The 21,651-nt window shown below is 72.0% G+C and carries 20 protein-coding genes and 1 pseudogene; 8 read left to right on the top strand and 13 right to left on the bottom strand.

What is annotated here, in order from left to right:
• Positions 1-41: 41 nt before the first annotated feature.
• Positions 42-554: a Rieske (2Fe-2S) protein gene (locus G6R13_RS07540; RefSeq protein WP_020627853.1), complete on the top strand. Its 513-nt coding sequence runs from the start codon at positions 42-44 to the stop codon at positions 552-554.
• A gap of 7 nt (positions 555-561) precedes the next feature.
• Here the strand turns inward: G6R13_RS07540 and G6R13_RS07535 are convergent, their stop codons facing one another.
• Genes G6R13_RS07535 through dxs form a run of 4 tightly spaced genes read right to left on the bottom strand, consistent with a single transcriptional unit; the run spans position 562 to position 4,399 of the window.
• Positions 562-891 (bottom strand): PLD nuclease N-terminal domain-containing protein, encoded by a 330-nt coding sequence (locus tag G6R13_RS07535; protein ID WP_020627854.1) that lies wholly within the window; start codon positions 889-891, stop codon positions 562-564.
• On the bottom strand, positions 891-1,865 hold the full coding sequence (locus G6R13_RS07530) for an aldo/keto reductase (RefSeq protein ID WP_020627855.1): 975 nt from the start codon (positions 1,863-1,865) through the stop codon (positions 891-893). Before G6R13_RS07530 ends, G6R13_RS07535 begins: the two co-directional genes overlap by 1 nt.
• Positions 1,866-1,868: 3 nt before the next feature.
• Positions 1,869-2,387 (bottom strand): hypothetical protein, encoded by a 519-nt coding sequence (locus G6R13_RS07525; RefSeq protein ID WP_036317662.1) that lies wholly within the window; start codon positions 2,385-2,387, stop codon positions 1,869-1,871.
• Entirely contained in the window at positions 2,384-4,399 is a 2,016-nt protein-coding gene (gene dxs / locus G6R13_RS07520; protein ID WP_044659995.1) for a 1-deoxy-D-xylulose-5-phosphate synthase, read from the bottom strand. The genes G6R13_RS07525 and dxs overlap by 4 nt, the downstream gene beginning before the upstream one ends.
• A gap of 501 nt (positions 4,400-4,900) precedes the next feature.
• On the opposite strand from dxs, the gene G6R13_RS07515 reads away from it, so the two are divergent.
• The 4 genes from G6R13_RS07515 to G6R13_RS07500 all read left to right on the top strand — a co-directional run bounded on the left by G6R13_RS07515 (position 4,901) and on the right by G6R13_RS07500 (position 8,866).
• A complete protein-coding gene (locus tag G6R13_RS07515) occupies positions 4,901-5,488 on the top strand; it encodes a YdhK family protein (protein ID WP_163721322.1) in 588 nt (195 codons plus the stop codon).
• An 89-nt stretch (positions 5,489-5,577) separates the two neighbouring features.
• Positions 5,578-7,713 (top strand): heavy metal translocating P-type ATPase, encoded by a 2,136-nt coding sequence (locus G6R13_RS07510; RefSeq protein ID WP_036382829.1) that lies wholly within the window; start codon positions 5,578-5,580, stop codon positions 7,711-7,713.
• 11 nt (positions 7,714-7,724) lie between these two features.
• Entirely contained in the window at positions 7,725-8,060 is a 336-nt protein-coding gene (locus tag G6R13_RS07505) for a metal-sensitive transcriptional regulator (RefSeq protein WP_270618289.1), read from the top strand.
• Between the two features lie 182 nt (positions 8,061-8,242).
• Positions 8,243-8,866 (top strand): CueP family metal-binding protein, encoded by a 624-nt coding sequence (locus tag G6R13_RS07500; RefSeq protein ID WP_044659994.1) that lies wholly within the window; start codon positions 8,243-8,245, stop codon positions 8,864-8,866.
• Positions 8,867-9,499: 633 nt separating this feature from the next.
• On the opposite strand, the pseudogene G6R13_RS12300 reads toward G6R13_RS07500, so the two are convergent.
• From G6R13_RS12300 to G6R13_RS07480, 4 genes and pseudogenes are all read right to left on the bottom strand, one after another.
• Positions 9,500-9,677, bottom strand: a pseudogene (locus G6R13_RS12300) (IS5/IS1182 family transposase); the annotation flags it as partial.
• 471 nt (positions 9,678-10,148) lie between these two features.
• Positions 10,149-12,851 (bottom strand): aconitate hydratase AcnA, encoded by a 2,703-nt coding sequence (gene acnA / locus G6R13_RS07490; RefSeq protein WP_020625084.1) that lies wholly within the window; start codon positions 12,849-12,851, stop codon positions 10,149-10,151.
• 201 nt (positions 12,852-13,052) lie between these two features.
• Positions 13,053-14,525 (bottom strand): TRAM domain-containing protein, encoded by a 1,473-nt coding sequence (locus G6R13_RS07485; protein WP_020625083.1) that lies wholly within the window; start codon positions 14,523-14,525, stop codon positions 13,053-13,055.
• A 159-nt stretch (positions 14,526-14,684) separates the two neighbouring features.
• Complete coding sequence (locus G6R13_RS07480) at positions 14,685-16,637, bottom strand: APC family permease (protein ID WP_020625082.1); 1,953 nt, start codon at positions 16,635-16,637, stop codon at positions 14,685-14,687.
• A 134-nt stretch (positions 16,638-16,771) separates the two neighbouring features.
• Between G6R13_RS07480 and G6R13_RS07475 the strand changes: the two genes are divergently transcribed.
• Positions 16,772-17,473, top strand: coding sequence for a TrkA family potassium uptake protein (locus G6R13_RS07475; RefSeq protein ID WP_020625081.1), 702 nt, complete (start codon positions 16,772-16,774; stop codon positions 17,471-17,473).
• Positions 17,470-18,183, top strand: coding sequence for a TrkA family potassium uptake protein (locus G6R13_RS07470; protein WP_036382825.1), 714 nt, complete (start codon positions 17,470-17,472; stop codon positions 18,181-18,183). Before G6R13_RS07475 ends, G6R13_RS07470 begins: the two co-directional genes overlap by 4 nt.
• Here the strand turns inward: G6R13_RS07470 and G6R13_RS07465 are convergent.
• The 4 genes from G6R13_RS07465 to dut are packed head-to-tail and all read right to left on the bottom strand — an operon-like array spanning position 18,135 to position 20,432.
• Complete coding sequence (locus G6R13_RS07465) at positions 18,135-18,839, bottom strand: DUF3159 domain-containing protein (RefSeq protein WP_020625079.1); 705 nt, start codon at positions 18,837-18,839, stop codon at positions 18,135-18,137. The genes G6R13_RS07470 and G6R13_RS07465 overlap by 49 nt on opposite strands.
• Positions 18,840-18,862: 23 nt before the next feature.
• Entirely contained in the window at positions 18,863-19,180 is a 318-nt protein-coding gene (locus G6R13_RS07460; RefSeq protein ID WP_049147125.1) for an OB-fold nucleic acid binding domain-containing protein, read from the bottom strand.
• Positions 19,177-19,953: a DUF3710 domain-containing protein gene (locus G6R13_RS07455; RefSeq protein WP_044659534.1), complete on the bottom strand. Its 777-nt coding sequence runs from the start codon at positions 19,951-19,953 to the stop codon at positions 19,177-19,179. Before G6R13_RS07455 ends, G6R13_RS07460 begins: the two co-directional genes overlap by 4 nt.
• Positions 19,950-20,432, bottom strand: coding sequence for a dUTP diphosphatase (dut, locus tag G6R13_RS07450; protein WP_036382821.1), 483 nt, complete (start codon positions 20,430-20,432; stop codon positions 19,950-19,952). Before dut ends, G6R13_RS07455 begins: the two co-directional genes overlap by 4 nt.
• A gap of 117 nt (positions 20,433-20,549) precedes the next feature.
• Here dut and G6R13_RS07445 point away from each other — a divergent pair, with 117 nt between their 5' ends.
• The gene (locus tag G6R13_RS07445; protein WP_036382817.1) at positions 20,550-21,092 is read left to right on the top strand and encodes a DUF3093 domain-containing protein; all 543 of its coding nucleotides are present in this window, start codon (positions 20,550-20,552) and stop codon (positions 21,090-21,092) included.
• Positions 21,093-21,111: 19 nt separating this feature from the next.
• Here the strand turns inward: G6R13_RS07445 and G6R13_RS07440 are convergent, their stop codons facing one another.
• On the bottom strand, positions 21,112-21,411 hold the full coding sequence (locus G6R13_RS07440; RefSeq protein WP_002858157.1) for a DUF4193 domain-containing protein: 300 nt from the start codon (positions 21,409-21,411) through the stop codon (positions 21,112-21,114).
• Positions 21,412-21,651 lie beyond the last annotated feature (240 nt).

Genomic DNA, 21,651 nt, shown 5'->3' with positions numbered 1-21,651 from the left:
GCCCGGTCGCATCCGCCCTCGCCACGGGCGATAATGGGTCGATGACCACGCAGGACTCCCCCCTCACCCCGAACTCCTCCCGGTCCGGCTGCTGCGACGACCACGCCCGCCCGGACACCTCCCGCCGCACCGTCCTGGGCCGCGGCGCCGCCGTCGCCGCCGCGGGTGCCGGCACACTCGCGCTGGCCGGCTGCACGGACCGGCTGCGTGAGAAGGACACCGCGCAGGACCACTACACCGGCTCCGACGCCGTCGACGCGCTGCCCGCCGCCGAGCTGCCCGTGGGCGCCTCCCGGGAGGTGCAGGTGCAGGGTAGGACGCTGATGATGCATCGCGTGGACGAGACCACGGTGACCGCCTTCACCAACGTGTGCACGCATCAGGGCTGCCTGCTCCAGGTCGTGGACCGGCAGGAGGGCCCGGCCTACGCCTGCCCCTGCCACGGCTCGCACTTCGACGTCACCTCGGGGAAGCCGTTCGGCGGCCCGGCCCGCAAGGCCCTCATGGACTACGACGCGGCCGTCGTCGACGACCGCATCGTCGTCAAGCTCTGAGCCCGGCTCATTCCTCCGGCGCGCCGTAGCGCCGGCGCGGGGGCACCACGACGGCGGAGCGGTCGTTGGGGTCCCACGCCGGCTGCTCGCGCCGCCGCGCCGGGTAGTAGCGGTGCCGCCACCAGAACCAGATGAGCGCCCCCAGCACCGGCAGCAGCAGCATGAGGCCGACCCACGGCAGGCGCGCCCGGGCGTCCAGGGGGCTGCGGCCCAGCGAGACGAAGCCGGCCACCCACAGCGCACCGGCCACGACGGACACGGTCCAGCCCAGGGCGGCCTCCCCCGGCGTCGGCACGAGCGGGGTCGCGGCGGCCGCGCCGGTCAGCGCGCCGGCCATCAGAAGAGCGCGACCTTCTCCGGGCCCGGGAACAGGGCGTCCAGCTCGGCCAGGTCCTCCGCGGTGGCGAGCCAGTCGGCCGCCGCCGCGTTCTCCACGACCTGCTCGGCACGGGTGGCGCCGGCGATCACGGAGGACACCGGTCCCTGCGCCGCCAGCCACCCGATCGCGGCCTGGACCTCGGTGATCCCCCGCTCCCGGGCGAACCGGCCGAACGCGGCCAGCTGCTCCAGGTCGGCGTCGGCCACCATGTGCTGGCGCACGTGGGACAGGCGCGAGCCCTCGGGGGCGTCGCCCTGCGAGTACTTGCCCGTGAGCAGCCCGTTGGCCAGCGGGAAGTACGGCAGGACGCCGAGCCCGAACTCGGCCGCCGCCGGGACCACCTCGAGCTCGGCCCGGCGGTCCAGCAGGTTGTAGTGGTTCTGCGCGGACACGAAGCGCTCCACGCCCAGCTCGCGGGCCACGTACTCGGCCTGGGCGATCTGCCACCCGGCCCGGTTCGAGTGGCCCACGTAGCGGACCTTGCCGGCGCGCACGAGGTCGTCGAGCGCGCGGAGGGTCTCCTCGATGGGCGTGGCCGGGTCCGGGGTGTGGAACTGGTAGAGGTCGATCCAGTCGGTGCCGAGGCGGCGCAGGGAGTCCTCGACGGCGCGCACGATGTACCGGCGGGAGCCCCGCGCGCCGCCGTCGTCGCCGGCGACACCGCCCATGTCCATGCCGAACTTGGTGCCGATCACCACCTCGTCGCGGCGGGCGCCCAGGGCGCGGCCGAGCCGCTCCTCGGACAGGCCGGGCTCGGCGCCGTAGACGTCGGCGACGTCGAAGAAGGTGATGCCGGCGTCGAGCGCGGCGTGGACGACGGCGTCGGTGCCGGCCTGCTCCAGCGTGGCGGTGCCGGGGCGGCCGAGGTTGTTGCAGCCCAGGCCGACGACGGAGACGGTCAGCCCGGAGCGGCCGAGACGGGTGTGGCGCACGGGTCAGCCCTCCTGCTCTGCGGTGCGGACGTCCACCTTGTTCGGCTGCACGCCGTCGGCGCGCTTGGCGGCCGCCGGGATCTCGGCGGCGGCCTTGCGGGCGTGGGGGGTCCGGACGCGCAGCACGAGGGCACCGGCCTCCTCGACGACGTCCTCGACCTCGCCAAGACCGCGCCAGGCCAGCTGGTGGGTCACCTCGACGCGCAGCCGTTCCACGGTGCGCCGCTCGATCACCGTGGCCTCCCGGCCGCGGAGCCGGTAGGCCACCGGCAGCACGGCGAAGGTCGCGGGGTCCGCCTCGGCGAAGCCCTCCTCCGCGCCCTGCGCCACGAACGCGGCCAGCAGCTGATCACCCTCGACCTGGTCGGCCAGGGGCTGCTCCCCGACGGTGCCGGGCTGGCCGACCCGGCCGTGGTGGACCACGAACTCCCCGGCCTCCGCGTCGGCCCATGCCTCGCGGTACTCGAAGAGCCGGGTGCCGTCGTCGCCGACGGTCTCACGGTACAGCCGGACGATGCTCATGCCTGCTCCTGGTGGTGGGGGGCGGCCGCGTCCTCGGGGACGGGCCGGGCGTACGGGACCTTGGCGCCGAGGACCTGGGCGACGGTGTCCTGGGTGATGCGCTGCGCGGTGAGGCCCACGCGGGCCAGCACCTGCTCGCGGCTGCCGTGGGCGAGGAACTCGACCGGCAGGCCGACCTCGTTCAGGGCGGTGTCCACGCCGGCCGCGCGCATCTCCTGCCGGATCCGCGAGCCGACGCCGCCGGCCCGCACCCCGTCCTCGAGGCACACGACGATCCGGTGGCGGGCGGCCGTGTCGATCACGGACCGGGCCACGGGCAGGACCCACCGCGGGTCGATCACCGTGGCGCTGATGCCGTGCCGCTCGAGCCGTTCGGCGACGTCGAGGCCGAGCTCGGCCATCGCGCCCACCGCCACGATCAGCACGTCCCGCTCGGCGCCGTCGCGTCCGCCGGCCTCGCCGCGCCGGGCGAGCACGTCCGTGCCGTCCGACAGCCGCTCCAGGGCGCGCACCGGCTCGCCGACCGAGCCCTTCGCGAACCGCACCACGGTGGGCGCGTCCTCGACGGCGACGGCCTCGCGCAGCTCCTCCCGGAGCGTGTCCGCGTCGCGGGGCGCGGAGATCCGCAGCCCCGGGACCGACTGCAGCAGGGCCAGGTCCCACATGCCGTGGTGGCTCGGGCCGTCCGGCCCGGTGACGCCCGCGCGGTCCAGCACGAACGTCACGCCCGCACGGTGCAGGCCCACGTCCATGAGCACCTGGTCGTAGGCGCGGTTGAGGAAGGTCGCGTAGACGGCCACCACGGGGTGCAGGCCGCCGAAGGCCATGCCGGCGGCCGACGTGACCGCGTGCTGCTCGGCGATGCCGACGTCGAACACCCGGTCCGGGTGGGCCAGCGCCATCGGGGCCAGGCCCACGGGGTTCTGCATGGCGGCGGTGATGGCCACGACGTCCGGCCGCTCGTCCGCGATCGCGACCATCTCTTCGCCGAACACGGAGGTCCAGGACTGGGCCGTCGACGAGGTGATGGGCTCGCCCGTGGAGGGGTCGATCACGCCGATCGCGTGGAACTGGTCCGCCTCGTGCGCGACCGCCGGCGGATAGCCGTGCCCCTTCTCGGTCATCGCGTGGACGATCACGGGCCCGCCGTACGCCCGCGCGTCCTCGAGGGCCTCCTCCATGGCGATGAGGTCGTGACCGTCCACCGGGCCGATGTACTTCATGCCCAGGTCCTCGAACAGGCCCTGCGGCGCCCAGAGGTCCTTGAGGCCCTTCTTCGCCGCGTGCAGTGGCCGGTACACCAGCTCACCCGCGAGGCCAGCCTCCTGGAGGCGGCGCTTGAGGTAGTCGAGGGTCTGCTCGTAGCGGTGGTGGGTGCGCACCTTGTCCAGCACCCCGCGGCGCAGTCCGCCCAGGTGCTCGGCGACGCCGCCCACGGTGGGCGCGTACGAGCGGCCGTTGTCGTTGACGACGATCACCACGCGCCGGTCCCGGCCGGCGGCGATGTTGTTGACGGCCTCCCAGGCCATGCCCCCCGTGAGCGCACCGTCGCCGATCACGGCCACCACGGTGCGGTCCCCCTGCCCGGTCTGCGCCCAGGCCCGCGCGATGCCGTCCGCCCAGGAGAGCGAGCTGGAGGCGTGCGAGGACTCCACCACGTCGTGCTCGGACTCGGTGCGGTCGCCGTAGCCGGACAGACCCCCCTCCTGGCGGAGCGTCGTGAAGTCCTGGCGTCCGGTGAGCAGCTTGTGCACGTACGACTGGTGGCCCGTGTCGAAGATGACCGCGTCCTTGGGCGACTCGAACACGCGGTGCACGGCCAGCGTCAGCTCGACGACGCCCAGGTTCGGTCCGAGGTGGCCGCCCGTCTTGGAGACGTGGGCGATCAGGTAGGCGCGGATCTCCGCCGCCAGCGCGGTCAACTGGTCCTCCGTGAGGGCCGACAGGTCCGCCGGGCGGGCGATCTGCGGCAGCAGCGGGGCGCCGGGGCTCGTGGGGGGCAGATGTTCCATGGTGCGACCAGCCTACTCCGCGGCTCCGCACCCGGGCGGGACGCGGGCGGCGGCCCGCGCGGGCGGGCCCCGTGGATCAGGCCTTCGCGGCGATCTGACGGAGCACGTACTGAGACATGCTTCGCTCTGCCTGGCGATAGTCGCACAGCTTCCGTCGGCTCTCAGGATCCCTGTCTCGATGGGACGCCCGACGATGCAACCGGACAAGACCAATTTCTCTTGGGTGATCGGCGGTACTGGGATCGTCTTCTCACCACGGTGATGTTCACGAGACGACGCAGCCGATCCCGTCACGACGGCGAGCGAGGTGAGCCCGTCCGTTCGGGCCTCGATTCCATCTGCGACCAGAGCCGCCGAGCCGATGTTCTCCATCGCAGCCTCAGCGCTGCCACCCCGGGTCGATTGGATCTTGGCCGGGCGATTCCACGCCCGCCGATCGACATCGACTTGATACCCGGGAGGGGTATAGCGTTGACTGGACCAGAACGAACAGGAGACTTCATGCGCAAGCACCTCATGACCACCGTCGCCGCAGGAGTGCTCGGAGGAGCGCTCGTGTTCACCGGCTGCAGCACCGGCGGCGGCCAGGACCAAGGGACCCCCTCGACGACCAGCCAGCACGAGGGCCACGACAGCAGCTCTGACAGCGGCGGGATGGAGCATCCGATGGACGGCGGCCCCGCCCCCGAGGGCATCGAGACGGCTGCGTCGCCCACATACCCGGTCGGCACCGAGGTCACGCTCACCGCCGACCACATGGAGGGCATGGACGGTGCGAACGCGACGATCGCCGGCGCGTACGACACGTACACCTATGCGGTGGACTTCACGCCGTCCGCAGGCGGGGAGCCGGTCAAGGATCACAAGTGGGTCGTCCAGCAGGAGATCAAGGACGCCGGAGATGAACGTCTGGCTGACGGCACCGAGGTCACTCTCGAGGCCGAACACATGGAAGGCATGAAGGGCGCGAAGGCGACCATCGCCTCCTCCACCGAGGAGACCGTCTACATGGTCGATTACGAGTCCGACGGCATGACGATGACCAACCACAAGTGGGTCGTCGAGAGCGAGCTCAAGCCGGCCTCCTGAGCCGATCGCCGCGGGCGCGCTGAAGGTCCGCGGCGAAATACGACCCGATCGAAGGAAAGATCGGGGAATGACGAGGGGAAGCGAAGAGCATGACGGACCCGACCACGCATCACCATGACCACGCCGGCGTCGCGACCACCGAGTCCGGCCACCGTGACGACTCGCGCGCCGAGAACGAAGACCACACCATGGAACACGGTGACCACGCCGGGCACGGTCATCACGGCGGTGGTCACGCGGGCCACGGCGACCACGTCGGCCAGTTCCGGCGGCTGTTCTGGATCAACCTGATCATCGCCATCCCGGTGGTCGCGTTCTCCCCCATGTTCGCCATGCTCCTGGGCTACTCGGTCCCCAGCTGGGCGGGCTGGGTCGCCGCAGTCCTCGGCTCCGTCATGTACGCCTGGGGCGGCACCCCGTTCCTCACCGGTGCTGTCAGCGAGCTGAAAAGCCGCCAGCCGGGGATGATGCTGCTCATCGCGCTCGGCATCACCGTAGCGTTCCTCGCCTCCTGGGCCGCCACTGTCGGTCTCGTCCACCCCGAGCTCGAGTTCTGGTGGGAGTTGGCGCTGCTGATCGTCATCATGCTGCTGGGCCACTGGATCGAGATGCGCTCACTGGCCCAGACCACCTCGGCGTTGGACTCCCTCGCCGCGCTGCTCCCTGACGAGGCTGAGCGTATAGAGGGAGACGACGTCGTCAAGGTCGACCCGGCAGAGCTGCGCGTCGGCGACGTCGTCATCGTCCGGCCTGGCGGCAGCGTCCCCGCCGACGGCACCATCGTCGACGGCCGCGCCGACATGGACGAGTCCATGATCACCGGCGAATCACACCCCGTCGCCCGCGGCGAGGGCGAGAACGTCACCGCCGGCACCGTGGCCACCGACTCCGGCCTGCGCGTAGAGATCACCGCCACCGGCGACGACACGGCTCTGGCGGGCATCAACAGGCTCGTCGCCGAGGCGCAGGGCTCATCCTCCCGTGCCCAGCGCATCGCCGACCGGGCTGCGGCCCTGCTGTTCTGGTTCGCCCTCGGAGCTGCGCTGATCACCGCCGTCGTCTGGACGCTCTTCGGGCTCCCCGACGACGCGGTCGTTCGCACCATCACTGTCCTCGTCATCGCCTGCCCCCATGCGCTGGGTCTGGCGATCCCTCTGGTCGTGTCCATCGCCACCGAGCGCGCCGCCCGCGGCGGCGTCCTGATCAAGGACCGCCTCGCCCTGGAGTCCATGCGCCAGGTCGACGCGGTGCTCTTCGACAAGACCGGCACCCTGACCAAGGGCGAGCCCACCGTCACCGGCGTGGAGCCGACCGGCGGCCTGAATGCCGAACAGCTCCTCGCCCTGGCCGCCTCCGCCGAGGCCGACAGTGAGCACCCCCTCGCCCGGTCCATCGTCACCGCCGCCAAGGAGAAGGGCCTCGCCGTCGAACCGGCCAGCGGGTTCACCTCCTCCCCGGCGGTCGGCGTCACCGCGACGGTGGCCGACCATGAGATCCGCGTCGGCGGACCCCGTCTGCTCGAGGAGACCGGCCAGGACGAGATCGGTGTCGCCGACGAATGGCGGGCAGAGGGTGCGATCATCCTGCACGTCCTCCGCGACGGCAAGGTCATCGGCGGTCTCAAGCTCGCCGACGAGGTTCGCCCAGAGTCCCGCGACGCCGTCGATGCGCTCCATCAGCTCGGCGTCGAGGTCGTCATGATCACCGGCGACGCGGAAGCCGTGGCGAACGAGGTGGGAAGAGAGCTCGGCATCGACCGGGTCTTCGCCGGCGTCCGCCCCGAGGACAAATCCGCCAAGGTCGACCAGCTGCAGAAGGAGGGCAAGAAGGTCGCCATGGTCGGCGACGGCGTCAACGACGCCCCTGCCCTGGCCCAGGCCGACGTCGGCATCGCCATCGGGGCCGGCACCGACGTCGCCATCGCCTCTGCAGGTGTCATCCTCGCCAGCTCCGACCCGCGTAGCGTCCTCTCGGTCATCCAGCTCTCCCGTGCCGCATACCGTAAAATGAGGCAAAACCTGTGGTGGGCCGCAGGGTACAACTTGCTCTCTGTGCCGCTCGCGGCTGGCGTGCTCGCACCCGTCGGCTTCGTCATGCCGATGTCAGTAGGCGCGATCCTGATGTCGATCTCCACCGTCGTCGTCGCGCTCAACGCCCAGCTGCTGCGTCGCATCGACCTCGCCCCAGATGCCAGCACCCGCTCCGTCCTGGAGCACCAGAAGTGAAGGACGCACTCGTGACCACTGAAACTGCAGCCGATGAGACCGGTGCCGACACCGGAGCCCATCGGCACGGCTACATCAGTGACAAGGACCGTTACCGCAACCGCATGAAGCGCATCGAAGGCCAAGCCCGCGGCATCACGAAGATGATCGACGACGAAAAGTACTGCATCGACATCCTCACCCAGGTCTCGGCCCTCACCCGCGCCCTGCAGGGAGTGGCGACCGGTCTGCTCGATGACCACCTCAAGCACTGCGTGCTCGACGCCGCCAAGAAAGGCGATGAAGACGCGGCCATCGCCAAGATCCAGGAGGCCACCGACGCCATCAATCGCCTCGTGCGCTCCTGACACCATCCGATTTCGTCAACACAGGGTGCCTCGGACCGGTGGGCCCCAGATCAGGACAAGGCTCTTGATGTCTCCGGGCAGGCGTGCTTTGCACGTCGTCGCGCCCTTGGCACCGGCGAACTCGGGATGCCTTCTGTCTAACCTGACGACATGAACACGTTCACCTGAGAAAAGAGTTGGGCATGCCACTTGCCATTGTTGCTCCGATCCAGTCCTCCAGGAGCCGCCTGAGGATCTGCGCGGCCTTGACCGGTCTGGCGACCAGCGCCGTCCTCCTGCTCAGCGGCTGTGCTGATGCGGGACCGTCCGCTGATGCAGGATCCGATCACTCACTGGTGGTCGAGCACAATCTAGACGGATTGAATGCTCGCGAGATCATCAAGCGCCTCGACTCAACGAAGGTGACAGATCGCTCGTCTGAATTCATCGCGTCGATTGAACCGGACCAGCTTGTACTGACCGACGACCAGAACAATCAGACCACCCTGCCGATGCCAGAAGACGAATTCTACGTCTCTATCGCCCCGTATCGCAGCCAGACTCACGAATGCTACTTCCACAGCCTCACGACCTGCACCGGCGAACTCGCCAATACTGACGTCCACGTCACCGTGGTCGAGGCGACGTCCGGGGAGACCCTCCTCGATGAAACGCTGACGACGTACGACAACGGATTCGTCGGGGTCTGGCTGCCGCGTGGAATTGACGCTACTCTCACTGTCTCAGCTGAAGGCCGCACCGCGAAAAAGGCCATCTCGACCCGCCCCGACGACCCCACCTGCTTGACCGGTCTTCAGCTGGTTTAAGGCCCAGGTCTCATGCTCCTCTGCAGCGCCGACAGATCAGGCGTCGAGACGTCCCATCCTTGGACTCCCACAGGGTCTCGGCGTCCCGATGTGAGGATTCGCCCGAGAGCCGGCTTCAGAGTCATCGCAGGGCATCACCAGACCGGGCTGAAGCCTCGTCGACCAATATCAACCAGTGCCAACTGAAGAGCACTACATCGCTCACTCTGTTTCACGATGTGCATTTCGGGGGATCCTCTCTGTCCAGGTCCTCACGCTCATACCTGCCGGTGCTGAGCCTCGCCGAGCTTCTCGAGCACTTGACCTGGATCGTCGATCAGTTCGAACACGCCACTCGGGCGTGTCCGACAATGCCGTCGACCACGCGAGCACAGCATTCAGGACCACGGCAGCCCAGTACACGATCGCGTACTCGTCGTACCTGCTCGCCAGGCCCGGCCATTGCTTCAGGTGCGCGTCCTGGCGCTCGATCACGTTCCGGCCCGTGTAAGCCTCCGAGTCCAGGCCCACGGGTCGGCCGCCGGCCGAGCCGCGGCGTCTGCGGTGGCCCTGCTGGTCAGCCGGTTGGGGAGAACGGCCTTGATGCCACCGGCGCGCAGATGGGTGCCGATCGCCCGCGATGAGTACGCCCTCTCGCCCAGCACCGTCGACCAGCTGATGGGTCTTCGTGCTCAGCCCGCTCCGTGAGCGCCCGAGGCCGTGATCGGCGGGCTCTTCACGCGGATTCCTTGTCGTTCGATCCAGCCCCTCTGAGCCGGGTGGTGTTCCTCGCGTGCTGATGGGCGCGGGCGATCGTGGAGTCGACCGAGACCGACCAATCGATCAGGATTTCGGCATCCGCTGCAGGTGGTCCGTGTTGCCAGCACCGTGTCCCAGGTGCCCTCTTCGGCCATGCGGCCGTGCCAGGTCCACACTACTCAGCCAGGGCCCGGAGACCTCGGGCAGGTCCCGCCACGGGATCGAAGCACCTGTCCCGGTGGATGATGGCTTCGACCCTCGTGCGGTCATCGGCGAACGGCCGCCCCTGCCGGCCCGTGCAGGCGGGGAGCATCTGGAACCGGGACGTGTCTTCGAGGGCGCCAGCCGACCCTGGATTCATTGTCAGACACGCCCTAGGCCCGTCTGGCCCGAGGGTGAGCCGGACTCTGAACTGGGGGATGAAGAGCGGTCGTGCACCGGGGTCGGCCCCAGCGGCCACGACGACGGCGGCCCGCCGCCCTCCGTGCGGAGGGCGGCGGGCCGCCGTCGTCGTGGTGCCCGCGCGCGGGCGGTGTCCCGTGGATCAGGCCTTCGCGGCGATCTGACGGAGCACGTACTGCAGGATGCCGCCGTTGCGGTAGTACTCGGCCTCACCGGGGGTGTCGATGCGGACGACCGCGTCGAACTCGGTGACCCTGCCGTCCTCACCGGTGGCCGTGACCTTCACGGTCTTCGGCGTGGTGCCCTCGTTGAGGGCGGTGATGCCGGAGATGTCGAAGGTCTCGGTGCCGGTCAGGCCCAGCGAGTCGGCGTTCTCACCCTCCGGGAACTGCAGCGGCAGCACGCCCATGCCGATGAGGTTCGAGCGGTGGATGCGCTCGAAGGACTCCGTGATCACGGCCTTGACGCCCAGGAGCGCGGTGCCCTTGGCCGCCCAGTCACGGGAGGAGCCGGAGCCGTACTCCTTGCCGCCCAGGACCACCAGCGGGGTGCCCTGCTCGGCGTAGTTCTGCGCCGCGTCGTACACGTAGGCCTGCGGGGCGCCCTCCTGGGTGAAGTCGCGCGTGAAGCCGCCCTCCACGCCGTCGAGCAGCTGGTTCTTGATGCGGATGTTCGCGAACGTGCCGCGGATCATGACCTCGTGGTTGCCACGACGGGATCCGTAGGAGTTGAAGTCCTTGCGCTGCACGCCGTTCTCCAGCAGGTAGCGGCCCGCCGGGGTGTCCGACTTGAAGGAGCCGGCCGGGGAGATGTGGTCCGTGGTCACGGAGTCACCCAGCTTGAGCAGGACGCGGGCGCCGGAGATGTCCGACACCGGGTCCGGCTGCATGGTCATGCCCTCGAAGTACGGGGGCTTGCGCACGTAGGTGGACTTCTCGTCCCACTCGAAGGTGGAGCCCGAGGGGGTCTCCAGGGACTGCCAGCGCTCGTCGCCGTCGAAGATCGTGGCGTACTGCGAGGTGAACATCTCGGTGTCGATCGACGCGTCGATGATCTGCTGGACCTCGGTCGGGTCCGGCCAGATGTCCTTGAGGAAGACGTCGTTGCCCTCCGTGTCCTGGCCCAGGGCCTCGTTCTCGAAGTCGAAGTCCATGGTGCCGGCCAGGGCATAGGCGACCACCAGCGGCGGGGAGGCCAGGTAGTTCATCTTCACGTCCGGGTTGATGCGGCCCTCGAAGTTGCGGTTGCCGGAGAGCACCGCGGTCACGGACAGGTCGTTCTCCTGGATGGCCTCGGAGATCTCGGACTCCAGCGGGCCGGAGTTGCCGATGCAGGTGGTGCAGCCGTAGCCGACCACGTTGAAGCCGAGGTCGTTGAGGGACTCGCGCAGCCCGGACTTCTCGTAGTAGTCGGTCACCACGCGGGAGCCCGGGGCCACGGAGGTCTTCACCCACGGCTTGGACTTCAGGCCCTTGGCGACCGCGTTGCGGGCCAGCACGCCGGCCGCCATCATCACGGAGGGGTTTGACGTGTTGGTGCACGAGGTGATCGAGGCGATGGACACGGCACCGTGGTCCAGCTGGAACTGGCGGCCGTCCGGCATGGCCACGTCCACGAGCTTGGACGGGCGGCCCTCGCCGGCCTCGTCCTGCGTGGCGTAGTTGTGCAGGTCCTTGCGGAACTGGTCCTTGGAGTCGGTGAGCTCGATGCGGTCCTGGGGACGCTTCGGGCCGGAGATGGAGGGCACCACGGTGGACAGGTCCAGCTCGAGGTACTCGGAGTAGGCGACCTCGGAGGACGGGTCGTGCCACATCCCCTGCTCCTTGGTGTACGCCTCCACGAGGGCGACCTGCTCCTCGGAGCGGCCGGTCAGGCGCAGGTAGTCGAGGGTGACCTCGTCGATCGGGAAGATCGCGGCGGTGGAGCCGAACTCGGGCGACATGTTGCCGATGGTGGCGCGGTTGGCCAGGGGCACGGAGCCGACGCCCTCGCCGTAGAACTCGACGAACTTGCCGACCACGCCGTGCTGGCGGAGCATCTCGGTGATGGTCAGCACCACGTCGGTCGCGGTGGCGCCGGACGGGATGCTGCCGGTCAGCTTGAAGCCCACGACCCGCGGGATCAGCATGGACACGGGCTGGCCGAGCATCGCGGCCTCGGCCTCGATGCCGCCGACGCCCCAGCCGAGCACGCCCAGGCCGTTGACCATGGTGGTGTGCGAGTCGGTGCCGACGCAGGAGTCCGGGTAGGCGCGCAGCACGCCGTCGACCTCGCGGGTCATCACGGTGCGGGCCAGGTTCTCGATGTTGACCTGGTGGACGATGCCCATGCCCGGGGGGACGACCTTGAAGTCGTCGAAGGCGGTCTGGCCCCAGCGCAGGAACTTGTAGCGCTCGCCGTTGCGCTCGTACTCGATCTCCATGTTCCGCTCGATGGCGGCGTCGTTGCCGAAGGAGTCGATCTGCACGGAGTGGTCGATCACGAGCTCGGCCGGGGAGAGCGGGTTCACGCGCTCCGGGTCGCCGCCCAGGTCCTGGATGGCCTCACGCATGGTGGCCAGGTCCACGACGCAGGGCACGCCGGTGAAGTCCTGCATGATCACGCGCGCCGGCGTGAACTGGATCTCGGTGTCCGGCTGGGCGTTCGGGTCCCAGGCGGCCAGGGCCTTGATCTGGTCGGCGGTCACGTTGGCGCCGTCCTCGGTGCGCAGCAGGTTCTCCAGCAGCACCTTCAAGGAGTAGGGCAGCTTCTGCGCCCCCTCGACCTTGTTCAGACGGAAAATCTCATACTCGGCGCCCTTGACGTCCAGGACGCCCTTGGAGCCGAAGCTGTCGACGGTGGTCACGAGAGGACTCCTCTTCCCGCCCGGTTTCCTCCGGGCGCTCGTCCAGTGGGGGGTGGTCACCCGCGGCCGCGGACCGCGCCCCGTCCGGGACGGGCGTCGTCTGCGTCACAGGTGCCGCACTGCGTCCCAGGGTACCGCGCCGGTCCCGTGTGACGCGGGCATGGCGCGCGGCGGCCCGCAGGCCGCCACGCGGATGCCGGGTCAGATCTCGACGACGGCCGCGGCCGGGGCGCTCTGGGCGGCCGGCACCAGCACGGTCACCGACTCGAGGTGGTGGGTGTCCGGGTAGAGGTCGAACACGCGGGCGCGCTCCACCTCGTAGCCGCCGTCGCGCAGCCACGCCAGGTCGCGGGCGAACGAGGCGGGGTCGCACGAGACGTACACGATGCGGCCCGGCTCGAGCGCGAGGATGCGCTCGATCGCCCGCCGCCCCGCGCCCGCCCGCGGCGGGTCCAGGACGACGGTGTCCAGCGCGGCACCGCCGAGGCCGCCGTCCGCCACGGGACGCTCGGGGTACTTCAGCCAGCTGCCGAGCACCTTGTCCGTGGGGCCGTTGAGCACCGAGGCCTGCGGCTGGTCGTGCAGGTTGCGGCGGGCGTCCTTCGAGGCCTGGCGGGAGGCCTCCACCGAGTACACGCGGCCCTCGGGTCCCACGGCGTCCGCCAGGTACGCGCTGAACAGGCCGGCGCCGCCGTAGAGGTCGGCCACGACCTGGCCCGGCTCGACGCGCGCGTCCTCGAGCACCGCGTCCACGAGGGTGGCCGGGGCGTGCTGGTGGACCTGCCAGAAGCCGTCACCCGTGACGCGGAAGCGCTTGGTGCCGCCGCGCTCGGACTCCACGGTCTCCTCGACCCAGGTCTTGCCGGTGATGCGCTCGACCTTGACCGGCTGGAACTGCTTCGGGCCGGGCAGGGCCAGGCCGGTGGAGACGTCCACGCCGCACGCATTGGCCGCCTGGCGGATCCGGGTGCGCAGCCGGCCGAGCTTGACCTCGTCCGCCCGCGTCTGCGGGGTGGGCGTCACCAGCACGAGGGGGCGGGAGCCGGAGGCCGGCGTCGCGACGTCCACGCGGGCGGCTCCGGTGAAGTCCCAGTCCCACAGGGCGAGCGCATCGAGGGCCGGCACGCCGAGCGGCATGTTGCGCACGGGTAGGAGGGTCGCCGAACGGTAGGCGTGCATCGCGATGTGCCCCTGGGGGGTCACCGCGAACGCGTTCCGGGTCCGCCAGCGCTGGCCGGTGGGCTCGTCCTCGGAGCCGGCGAAGCACACCTCCGGCTCCACCGCGAGGTCGGCGATGCGGTGCACCGTGTCCCGGAAGACCTGGGCCTTGAGCCGGCGCTGGTGCGGGACCACGATGTGGCCGAACTCGGCGCCGCCCACGGGCGGGCGACCCGAGGCGTGGGCGCGCAGCATGTCCGCGAGCTTCCACTGGTGGATGCGGCGGAACTCGGAGGGCCGCAGCACCTCCACGACGTCGCCGCGCCAGAAGCGGGCCCCGTCCTCGGCCTCGGTCAGGGCCACCCGGACCTTCTCGCCGGGCACGGCGTGGCGCACGAAGACGACCCGCCCCTCGTGCCGGGCCACGCAGTGGCCGCCGTGGGCCATGGCCCCGACCTCCACCTCGATGGTCCTCCCGATCCCGGTGACGTCTGTGGACGTGTCGACGACTGCCATGTCTGGCTCCTCTCGCATCGCAGCGCGCTTCAGGTCTTGCCCTGAGCATCGACTGGTCAGATCATCATCATCCTTGCAGACCGATGCGGCTGTGTCGCCTCGATCGTGGGCGCGCCGTCGGACGGCGTCATCCGCCGCTCCCCGGGGGCGCCGGGGCGGTCAAGAGCCCTGGCCCTCGTGGACCTGCCACGGCACCGAGCCCACCATCACGCCCGGCTCCCGCTGCAGTCGCCGCGTCTGGCGGGTGGCGGTCCGGTTGTGCAGGAGCGTGCGCCAGCCCGGCCGGACCACGTACTCCGGGATGAACACCATGGTCAGGTCCCGCGGGGAGCGGCGTCGGTGCTCGCGCACATGCCGCACCAGGGGGGCCACCGTGTCGCGGTAGGGCGAGGCGATCACGGTGAGCGACATCGGCAGGCCGGCACGCTCCCAGGCGTCGATCACCTCCAGGGTGGCGGCGCGCTCGGCGTCCACGACGACGGCCTCGAGGGAGGACGGCCGCGACGCGCGGGCGTAGGCCAGCGCCCGCAGCGCCGGCCGGTCCAGCGTGGTCACGACGACCACCACGTGGACCCGCGAGGGCAGGGCCCGCGCGTCGTCCTGGGGGTCCGGTGCGAGCTCGCGGTCCACGTCCGCGTAGTGGCGGCGGATCCGCCCCATCACCAGCGAGCCGAGCACGATCGCCAGCAGCGCCACCCACGCGCCCTGCGTGAAGCGGGTGACCAGGACGACGACGCCCGCCAGCGCCGTGACCACCCAGGCCACCGCCGTGATGATCAGGCGCAGCCGGACGGCCGCGCGGGCCCGGGCGCCCGGTGTGTGCACGAGCCGGCGGCGCCACAGCCGCAGCATGCCGGCCTGCGCGAGCGTGAAGGCCAGCAGCACGCCGATGACGTAAAGCTGCACGAGCAGGGCGGTCCGGGCCTCGAAGAACAGCACGAGCGAGAGGGCCACGGCCCCCATCCCGAGGACGCTCCACGTGTGCACCAGCCGGTCGCTGCGGACCCTCAGCTGCCGGGGCAGGTAGCCGTCCTCGGCCACGCGCGCGGCCAGGGCGGGGAACGAGCGGAACGCCGACTTGGCCGCGAACAGCAGGAGCAGGGCGGTGGCCGCGATGGTGGCGACGGACAGGATGCTGCCCGGGCCGTACACGGTGTCCGCGAGCTGGGCGAGCACGGGGGCGGGGGCGCGGTCGGGCGTGACCTCGGCACCCGCGGCGTCCCGGAGGTTCTCCAGCTCCAGCCCGACGACGACGCCGGTGCGCTGAGCCAGGTGCATGACGCCCACGGTCAGCGCGCCGAGGGTGAGGGCCATCACGGTGAGCACCCACCGCACCGTGGGCACGGCCGGCCGGGCCATCAGGCGGGTGCTCGAGACCGGCACCTCGACGCCGGTGAGCAGCACCGATCCCGCGCTGAACGCGCGCAGGGCGAGCAGCGCCGTCGCCACGGTGCTGACGGTCCCGCCGACCCCGGCGCCCTCCTGCGTCCAGCCGGCCGTCGGCGCCGCGCCGAGCAGCCCACGGCCCTCCTGCCACAGGCCCGCCAGGACGAGCAGCGCGGTCAGGGCGACGAACACGCTCACGAGCACGGGCAGCACCCACCGGGACAGCCGCACCCCGCGGAGCGCGGCCAGCAGTACGCCCACGAGCGCGGCCGAGGCCACCAGCACGCGGCTGCCGACGGTGAGTCCGGGGGCCAGCGCCGCCACGAAGTGGGCGAAGGCGGCCACGGAGACCGCGGCGGTGAACACGAAGTCCAGCAGGAGCGCGGCCGAGGCGACGACGCCGGCCCTCGGGCCCAGCTTCATGCCGGCCATGTGATAGATGCCGCCGTGCGGAACGGCGGCGACCGCGGCGCGGAAGGACACGACGATGAGCAGCATCACCGCGACGACGGCCCAGCCGACGGCGGGTCCGAGCGCGAGCGCGGACGTGCCGGCCGCGACCAGGGTGAGGATGACCTCGTCCGGGGCGTAGGCGAGGGAGGACAGGGCGTTCGACGACGTCACGGGCAGCGCCCGCCACCGGTTCATGCGGGGCTCGTCGGCGGCGTGCGACGTCACGGGGCGACCGAGGAGGCCGCGGCGCAGGAGGGAGGACAGCGTGGCCACCGCACCACGGTACCCCCGCCGGGCCCGGACGCCGCGGCGACGCGGATGCTCCCGGACGTGCCCGCCGGATGCGAGGATGGAGCGCGCGTCGGCTCCCCGGCGCACGGAGCACCGCACGAGAGGCAGGGACGGGCATGGCCCACTACGTGATCGTCGGCGGCGGACGGGTGGGCACCCGGTTGGCGGCCGCGCTGGACGCGGCCGGTCACGGCGTCGCCCTCGTGGACCGCGACCCGCGGACCGTGGAGGGGCTGGCCCCCGGCTTCTCCGGCGAGCTCGTGGCCGGCGTGGGCTTCGACCGCTCCGCGCTGCTCGCCGCCGGCATCGACCGCGCGCAGGGCCTGGCGGCCGTGACCGCGGACGACAACACGAACATCATCGCCGCCCGCGTGGCCCGCGAGACCTTCCACGTGGACCACGTGGTGGCGCGCATCTACGACGCCGACCGGGCCCGGCTGTACCAGCGCCTCGGCATCCCCACGGTCGCCTCGATCCAGTGGACGGCCGACCAGGTGCTGCACCGGCTGCTGCCGGCCGGCACCGCCGACGCGGAGCACCGCGACGCCTCCGGCCGGCTGCTCGTGACCGAGCTGGTCCCCCACTCTTCGTGGTGGGGCCGTCGGCTGACCGACGTCGAGTCCACGGTGGGGATGCGCATCGCCTACCTCACCCGGCTCGGCGACGGCCAGCTGCCCCGGCCGGGCGACCGCCTGCAGGAGGGCGACGTGCTGCACGCCGTCTACCCGGTGGACCGCCGGGACCAGGTGGAGGCCGCCCTGCAGGGCGAGGCACGCGTGCCGGACGGCACGGACGAGGACGAGGAGGGACGGGCATGAGGGCCGTCATCGCCGGAGCCGGCGCCGTGGGCGCCTCCATCGCGCGGGAGCTGCACGCGCACGGCCACGAGGTGGTCGTCGTCGAGGCGCGCACGGACGCGGCCCGCAAGGCCGACGTCGGCGGCGCACGCCTCGTCCTCGGGGATGCGTGCGACCTGACCGTGCTCGAGCAGTGCGGCGCCCTGGAGGCGGACGTGCTCGTCGCGGCGACCGGCGACGACCGGGTCAACCTCGTGTGCTCCCTGCTGAGCCGCTCGGAGTTCGGCGTCGGCCGCACCGTGGCCCGCGTCAACAACCCGCTCAACGACTGGCTCTTCGACGAGTCGTGGGGCGTGGACGTGGCCGTGTCCACCCCCTCGATCATGACGGCGCTCGTGGAGGAGGCCGTGGAGACCGGGGACCTCGTGCGCCTGCTCAGACTGGAGGCCGGCGGCGCGGCGCTGTCCGAGTTCCGGGTCCCGGCGGAGCACTGGCTCGAGGGCCGGCGCATCGGCACCGTGTCCTGGCCGCAGGAGGCTCCGCTCGTGGCGGTCGTGCGCGACGGCGCCCCCCGGCAGGCGTCGGCGGACGAGGTCCTGGAGGTGGGCGACGAGCTCTTCTTCCTGGCCGCCGGCTCCGCCGAGCCGGCCCTGCGTCGCCTCCTCGTCGGCGAGGGCCGCGCTCAGGGACGCTCGGAGGCGGCGGAGTCCGCCGGCACGCCGTCGTCCTGACCGGGCGAGCTGACGGACCAGGCGAGCCAGAGCCCCAGGGCATAGAGCGGCAGGCCCATCACCAGGCGGGCCACCCCGAGCGCGGTGACGGCGTCCCCGAGGTAGAGGGGCACCTGCACCGCCAGGCGCAGCGCGAACACGGCCACGAGGATCCAGGTGGCCGCGGCGTAGGCGCGGCGCCGACGCCGGTGGGCCCGCCAGCGGGTGCCCTCGGCGCGCACGAGGCCGAGCACCAGGCCCGCCGCGGGCCAGCCCACGAGGACGGACACCGCGAACGCGAGGCCGTAGGCGGCGTTGGTGACGAAGCCCCACAGGTAGTAGTCGCGGGCCTGGCCGGTGGTCAGGGAGACCACGACGGACAGGACGACGACGGCGAGGCCGGCCAGCACCTGGACCGGCGACTGGCGCTGGACGAGGCGCGCGACGCCCAGCACGAGTGCGACCGCGACGGCCGCCACGCCGGAGGGCCACACCTGCTGGGTGGCGACGTAGCCGACCATGTAGACGAGGGTGGGCAGGGAGGCCTCGACGATGCCGCGCCAGCCACCGACGCTGCCCAGCGCGTCGAGGCGGCCGCGCTCGTCCAGGCGGGCTCGAGACGGCAGGGGGCCGGCCCCGTCCGGGGCGGCGGTGACGGGGCCACGCGGCTCGGTCATGGGCTCTCCTCTCGGGGCCGTGCTCAGAGCGTGGCCTCGGGCGCGTCGACCAGGTCGAACTCGGGGTTGTGCAGGGTGGGCACGCCATCCATCTGGGTGACGCGGCCGCGGACCGTCAGCCACTCCCCCGGCATGACACCGGGCACGCGGCGCCGCCCGTGCCAGACCAGCTGCAGCGTCTCCGCGGGCGCCATGCTCCCGGGCGCGGGCAGGCGGTCGGCCAAGACCGCGCGGAAGACGGTCGCCTCGTCCGCGCCGGGCAGTGTGACGGAGGCGATGACGCCGCGGCGCTCGATGCGGCCCGCGGCGCCGGTCGGGCGGGCTGCGACGGCGGGGCTCACCGGGTCTCCGTGATCTCCGGACCGCGCTCGGGCAGCGCGGTGGCCTCCGGTGCCGCGCCGTCCCCCGGGCCGGCGGCGGTGTCCGCGAGCACGTCCCGGCCCTCGTCCGGGGCCGGGCGGCGACGCTGCAGCGGGCGCGCGTTGGGAGGCGGACGCAGGGGCAGCAGCTCGCGCGGCGGGAGCGGCTCGTCGCCCCGCACCACGACCAGGTCGGAGAACACCTGTTCCAGCGGCTCGGCGGCCTCCGGCTGGAAGGCGGCCTCGCCGTGGAACACGCCGCGGACGAACCAGCGCGGACCGTCCACGCCCACGAACCGGGCGACGTTCCACCCCGGCGAGCCGTCCGGCAGCGCCGCCGGCACGCGCGTGAGGATCTCGATGCCGAAGCGGCCGGTCTGCTCCTGCACGGTCGCGTGGGCGGTGGTCGACAGGGAGTCGTGCAGCTCGGCGCGCAGGTCGTCCCACAGGCCCGTGCGGCGCGGGGCGCTGAACGCCTGGACCTGCAGCGCCGAGCGGCCGAGGCTGACGGTGGCGGCGACGATCCGCTTCGTCGCGTCCTCGACGTCGAGGCGCAGCTTCATGCCCTGGACCGCCCGCAGGCGCAGCGACCCCAGGTCGATCATGCCGGCGGGATCCGGGCGGGTGGCGACGTCGTGCGGACCGACGTCGGCTGCCTCCGGCGCGGCGGCGATCTCGAGGTCGCGCTCCTCCAGCAGCTCGGCCGGCAGGCTGACCTGCTCGTGGCGCACGGTGCGGTTGCGTCCGAAGATCACGACGTCCTCCCAGGGGTGGTGTCGGCGGTGAAGCCGCCGGTCGAGCCGAAGCCGCCGGCCCCGCGTTCGGAGTCGGGCAGCGCGTCCACGGGCTCGAAGCGGGCCCGCACGACCGGCTGCAGCACGAGCTGGGCGATCCGGTCGCCGCGGCGCAGCACGATCGGCTCGGTCGGGTCCAGGTTGATCAGGGGCACCTTGATCTCGCCGCGGTAGCCGGCGTCGATGGTGCCGGGGGCGTTGACGACGCTCAGGCCGTGGCGGACCGCGAGGCCCGAGCGGGGGTGCACGAACCCCGCGTGGCCCTCCGGGATGGCCAGCGCCACGCCGGTCGGCACGAGGGCACGCTCACCCGGGGCCAGGGTCACGTCGACGGCGGTGCGCAGGTCCGCGCCCGCGTCGCCCGGCTGCGCGTAGGCGGGCGGGGCCAGGCCCGGATCGAGGGCGTGCAGGGGCACGGGCAGCTCGGCGGAGTCGGTCACGAGGCCCGACCCTACACGAGCACCCGTCGGCCCGGGGCCGCGTCGAGGCGGCCGGGCGGGCGCCCTCACCGGTGCCGCGCGGCGGGACCGGAGTCCGGATGTGGGAAGCTGGGACCCATGCGTGATCCCCAGCAGCACCCCGTCGCCGATGCCTCCCGCCGCGCCCCCGAGGGCGCTGCGGCGGGACCCGATCCGGTCCTGTTCGAGGAGCGGTTGACGCCCTCCCCGGGGGTCTGGGCCGTGGCGCTCATGCTGGCGGCGCTGACGATACTCGTGTTCGCGCCGATCGACCTCGGGGTGGGCATCGCGGCCGCCGTCGCGTTCTTCGCCGTCGAGGTCCTGATCCTGGTGGCCACCACCCCGCGCATCGTGGTGCGCGAACGCACCCTCCAGGTGGGCCGCGCCAGCATCGAACGGCACCACGTCGGTCAGGTCACGGGGTATCGCGGCGAGGACGCCCGGGCCCAGCGCGGCCCGCTGCTGCACGGGCTGGCCTTCGTGAACGTGCGCGGCTGGATCGCGCCCGTCGTGCGGATCCAGCTGACCGACGAGCGCGACCGCACACCCTACTGGCTGACCAGCACCCGGCGTCCGGAGGAGCTGGTCGCGGCCCTCGGCGGGACCATGGCCCGGCAGGAGGGGACGGCCGAGGGCCGCTGACCGCCCCGGCGGCGGGGGCTCAGCCCTCGCAGTCGGTGCAGTAGATCAGGCCGTTCTTCTCACGCGCGGCCTGCGAGCGATGGCGGACCAGGAAGCAGGAGGCGCAGGTGAACTCATCCGACTGGGCGGGCAGCACCCGCACCATCAGCTCTTCACCCGAGAGGTCGGCGCCGGGCAGCTCGAACCCCTCGGCGGCCTCCGCTTCGTCCTCGTCCACGACGGCGGACTGGGTGTCCGTGCGCCGTGCCTTCAGCTCCTCGATGGAGTTCTGGCTCAGCTCTTCCTCGTTCTTGCGAGGGGCGTCGTAGTCAGTGGCCATGGGGTTTCACGCTCCGCTGGTGGGGGACGGCACCGGGACCGGTGCCGGCACTGCGCAGGCGGCGTCGTGGGCGGGCCACGCATCACCGGCCTGCGCCGTTGCGCGTAGATTGTGCACCATGGCCGAACCCGTGCCAAATGTTGACCGGCATGCTCGCCCAGGGCGGATTCGCGCGGGCGCGCGCCCCTCGCCCGGGCCGTGGTCTGCGGCCCGGCGGCTAGGATCGGGGCATGCCCGGCC

The sequence above is a fragment of the Micrococcus sp. Alg238-R198 genome, assembly GCF_900537135.1.
Classification (GTDB): Bacteria; Actinomycetota; Actinomycetes; order Actinomycetales; family Micrococcaceae; genus Micrococcus; species Micrococcus luteus.
This window is presented reverse-complemented; position numbering and strand designations above follow the sequence as displayed.

Coding starts and splice junctions, on each gene's coding strand:
- G6R13_RS07535 (WP_020627854.1), bottom strand. CDS start 891: ATGGCCGGCGCGCTGACCGGCGCGGCCGCCGCGACCCCGCTCGTGCCG.
- G6R13_RS07500 (WP_044659994.1), top strand. CDS start 8,243: ATGCCACTTGCCATTGTTGCTCCGATCCAGTCCTCCAGGAGCCGCCTG.
- G6R13_RS07485 (WP_020625083.1), bottom strand. CDS start 14,525: ATGGCAGTCGTCGACACGTCCACAGACGTCACCGGGATCGGGAGGACC.
- G6R13_RS07465 (WP_020625079.1), bottom strand. CDS start 18,839: ATGACCGAGCCGCGTGGCCCCGTCACCGCCGCCCCGGACGGGGCCGGC.
- G6R13_RS07475 (WP_020625081.1), top strand. CDS start 16,772: ATGGCCCACTACGTGATCGTCGGCGGCGGACGGGTGGGCACCCGGTTG.
- G6R13_RS07440 (WP_002858157.1), bottom strand. CDS start 21,411: ATGGCCACTGACTACGACGCCCCTCGCAAGAACGAGGAAGAGCTGAGC.
- G6R13_RS07540 (WP_020627853.1), top strand. CDS start 42: ATGACCACGCAGGACTCCCCCCTCACCCCGAACTCCTCCCGGTCCGGC.
- G6R13_RS07470 (WP_036382825.1), top strand. CDS start 17,470: ATGAGGGCCGTCATCGCCGGAGCCGGCGCCGTGGGCGCCTCCATCGCG.
- G6R13_RS07510 (WP_036382829.1), top strand. CDS start 5,578: ATGACGGACCCGACCACGCATCACCATGACCACGCCGGCGTCGCGACC.
- G6R13_RS07525 (WP_036317662.1), bottom strand. CDS start 2,387: ATGAGCATCGTCCGGCTGTACCGTGAGACCGTCGGCGACGACGGCACC.
- G6R13_RS07445 (WP_036382817.1), top strand. CDS start 20,550: ATGCGTGATCCCCAGCAGCACCCCGTCGCCGATGCCTCCCGCCGCGCC.
- G6R13_RS07515 (WP_163721322.1), top strand. CDS start 4,901: ATGCGCAAGCACCTCATGACCACCGTCGCCGCAGGAGTGCTCGGAGGA.
- dxs (WP_044659995.1), bottom strand. CDS start 4,399: ATGGAACATCTGCCCCCCACGAGCCCCGGCGCCCCGCTGCTGCCGCAG.